The 3314-nt window shown below is 71.3% G+C and carries 2 protein-coding genes; both read left to right on the top strand.

The annotated features are described in order from the left end of the window. Positions 1-375: 375 nt before the first annotated feature. Entirely contained in the window at positions 376-2586 is a 2211-nt protein-coding gene (gene tap, locus ACFW2G_RS32985; protein ID WP_384585609.1) for a telomere-associated protein Tap, read from the top strand. Positions 2587-2589: 3 nt separating this feature from the next. Continuing rightward, a complete protein-coding gene (gene tpg, locus ACFW2G_RS32980) occupies positions 2590-3147 on the top strand; it encodes a telomere-protecting terminal protein Tpg (protein WP_384585612.1) in 558 nt (185 codons plus the stop codon). Positions 3148-3314: the final 167 nt, after the last annotated feature.

Genomic DNA, 3314 nt, shown 5'->3' with positions numbered 1-3314 from the left:
TCTCAGCATGGACATGTCTAGCAGGTGTCCGGCATGGCGATCAGTACCACGATCGAGCGATCACGAACCGAGGAAGAACGGACTTAACGCCCTCTGAGACATGAGATTCCCTTCAGACAGCCCGAGGACGGCCCCCCGGGGAAAGGCAGAGAGTGAGTCGGTCGCTGTGCCCGGAGAGGACCGAAACACCCCACCAAATGCCCGGAGATCTCCGAGACTGCCCGGACATCACAGAGACAGGACAAGAGGGGTCAACAGTCTGTTGCACGGCTTACCCGCCCCGTGTCGCAATCCCTCCGCGTTGCGCGATCCATGCGTGATCCGATGCGCGAATGAACGCGCGATCGGGTAGGGTGTCTAGTGGAGGTGACCTCTGTGTCCACTGAGAACGAGCTGTTCAGCGCTGTCGATGCGCTGCTGGAGCGAGTCGCGCAGGACGACCTGCCGCCTCCCGCAGAGCGCAAGCGTCTGCGGGAGGCGGCAGGCCTGAGTCAGGCGCAGATCGCCACGGCGCTGAGCACCCGCCGGGAGGCCGTGGGGAACTGGGAGATCGGGAAGACCGAGCCGCGGCCGCCGAAGAGGGCCGCCTACGCCCGGCTCTTGGAGGCCCTCGCCGCCCGCTTCCCCGCCCCGGCCGCCGACGCGCCCGCCGCCGCTCCGGCGCCGGTGGTCCCGGAGGCGTTCACCGGTCCCGCGGCCGCCCCCGCCCCGGCGGCCGAAGTGCCGGCGCCCCCGGCCCCGGCTGCTGCCGTACGACCGGCGCCCGCCGCCAAGCCGACGGCCGCGTCGTCGCGGCGCCCGGGTGCGAAGAAGGCGGCGCCGAAGAGGACGACCACGTCGGCGGCTGCCGTCGACCCGCGCTTCGAGAACGGCCCGCTCGCGGTCATCGACTGCGAGGACGGGCAGGTCTCCGCGTACTGCGTCGGCGGCCTGGTCCTGGACGTGCCCGCCAAGACGATCCCCGCGCTGGTCGACTGGACGCTGGCCGAGGCCCGCCTCGGCCAGGCCCGCCTGCACCGCAACGGGCGCGACGCCGACCCGATCCTCGTCCTCACCGCGGCCGCGCTGGAGCGCTTCGGCCTGCCCGTCGCCCTGTCGGAGGAGGAGCGGAACGCGAGCCGTCTCCCGGCCGGGCACAAGGTCGTGAAGCAGATCGAGCGTGCCGGGCTCCAGATGACCCAGCGGGGCTTCGGCCCGTGGGCGCGGCTGTTCCGTGACCCGGAAGGCTCCCGGCGGCGGTGCGTCCAGCTGTGCGTCCTGCCCTGGAACGCGCTGGACGTCCGCGAGTGGGGCCGCAAGGACAACCCGGAGCTGCTGCTGACGATGCACCCGGCCGACCTGGTCCAGTACCTCGGCCTGTACGCGGCCCGGGTGATGACCCCGCGCGGCAGCACGGCGACGACGGGCCTGGAGCTGATGACCGCGCTGCGCCCGCCCACCCGCGCGGAGAAGGACCCGGCGACCGGCGAGTTCAAGTCCGCGTTCAACGCCGACGCACTCACCGCCCGGTACGAGGTCGTGGAGTGCGAGGTCCCCGACGAGCACCCGATCCTCAAGGGCAAGTTCGCCCGGCACCACCTGCGCACCCCGGCCGAGATGCTGATGGAGGAGCCCTACGACTGGTGCCGGCCGCTGACCGACGACGAGTGCGCCAACCCCTACCTCGTCTGCGTCGACATCAACATGAGCTTCGCCGCGGCCGCGAACAGCCTCACCGTCGGACTCAACGGGCCCACCCGCCTGACCGGCAACCCGGCCTTCGACCCGGCGCTGCCCGGCTCGTGGCTGGTCGACCTCTCCCACGTCGACCTCTCCCGCGTACGGGTCAACGGCCGCACCGTCGACGGAGACCGGCTCCCGTCCCCGTTCACGCCGAAGGGCGACCGCCCCGAGGGCCCGGCCTGGTACGCCACGCCGACCGTCGCCTACGCGGTGGAGCTCGGCTTCGACGTCGCGCCGATCGAGGCGTACGTGCGCACCCAGACCAGCCGCTACCTGGACGCCTGGTACAAGCGCCTGCGCGACGCCTACGTGGACACGATGGCCGACATGGGCGTCACCACCGACCTCACCGGCGCCGAGTTCCTCGAGGCCATGGCGCGGCGCAAGCAGACCGACCCGACGATGGCGCTCCTGGAGACCGCCATCAAGGCCACGGCGAAGGGCGCGATCGGCAAGCTGCGCCAGCGCTCCCGGGGCCAGGTGCCGTACTACGAGCCCTACCCGGCGCTGGAGCGGTGGACCTGGCGCCCCGACATCCGGGCCGCCGTGCTCGCCGCCCAGCGCACCGGCCTGCACCGCAAGCTGATGAAGACCGCAGCAGCCGCCGACCTCTACCCGGTCGCCATCGGCACCGACGCGGTCGTCTACCCCTCCGCCGGGCCGTCCCCGCTGGACGTTCTGCCGCTGACGCCCGAGGGCAAGCCGACACCGGGCACGTTCCGGCTCGGGGTCTCGCCCGGGATGGTCAAGCACCAGGGGACGCAGACCGTGCTGTGGGCGGAAGCCCAGTTCGAGGAGCGCGGCGGCGTCTTCAACATCTCCAACCTGATCAAGACCGACCAGAGCGCCGGAGAAGGGGAGTAGGCCATGGCCGGTTCGCTCGGGGACAGCCTGGACCGCGCGCTGGAGGGGGCGTTCACCCGCCGCATCCCGCAGTCCGCCCAGGCGCAGATGAAGTACCTGGTCAAGCAGCTCAAGGGCACCAAGGCCGCCGCCCAGGCGCTCGGGATCACCCAGCGCACCGTGGAGCGGTACGTGACGGGCAAGATCAAGCGGCCCCGCCAGGAGCTCCGCGCCCGCCTGGAGGGCGAGGTCAAGAAGCGGTGGCAGCCGCAGGTCCGCGCGAAGGCGCGGAAGAAGGCTGCCTCCACCGGCGGCCTGGTCGTCTCCACCCGCGCCCGCTTCGGGTTCACCGCCGCCGCCGGTACGACCGACGACGCCCGGATCCGCGACATCACCCAGGCCCTGCCGCCCGAGTACGCCGAGCAGCTGTTCACCGCACGGGAGCAGGGCAAGACCGAGGACCAGCTCCGGCAGATCGCCGCCGACGGCCTCGCGAAGATGTACTTTCGCGCCAACAACACCCGCGCCCACGGCCTGGGCGTGGAGTTCACCGACGTGGAACGGCTCGACATCGAGCTGTAGGCCGGCCCCAGCACAAGCGCCTCGTCCCCGGTGTGGTCGGGTAGCCGGATCACGTTGCCGTGACCCGGCCCCCTCAGAGGACGTTAAGTCCGTTCTTCCTCGGTTCGTGATCGCTCGATCGTGGTACTGATCGCCATGCCGGACACCTGCTAGACATGTCCATGCTG

It is taken from the genome of Streptomyces sp. NPDC058880, assembly GCF_042742535.1.
In the GTDB taxonomy this organism is placed as follows: Bacteria; Actinomycetota; Actinomycetes; order Streptomycetales; family Streptomycetaceae; genus Streptomyces.
Note: the sequence above shows the minus strand (reverse complement) of the source record. Positions and strands in the feature narration are given on the sequence as shown.

What these genes read in the sequence shown, in the direction of transcription:
- tpg (WP_384585612.1), top strand. Translation starts at nt 2,590, where the DNA reads ATGGCCGGTTCGCTCGGGGACAGCCTGGACCGCGCGCTGGAGGGGGCG.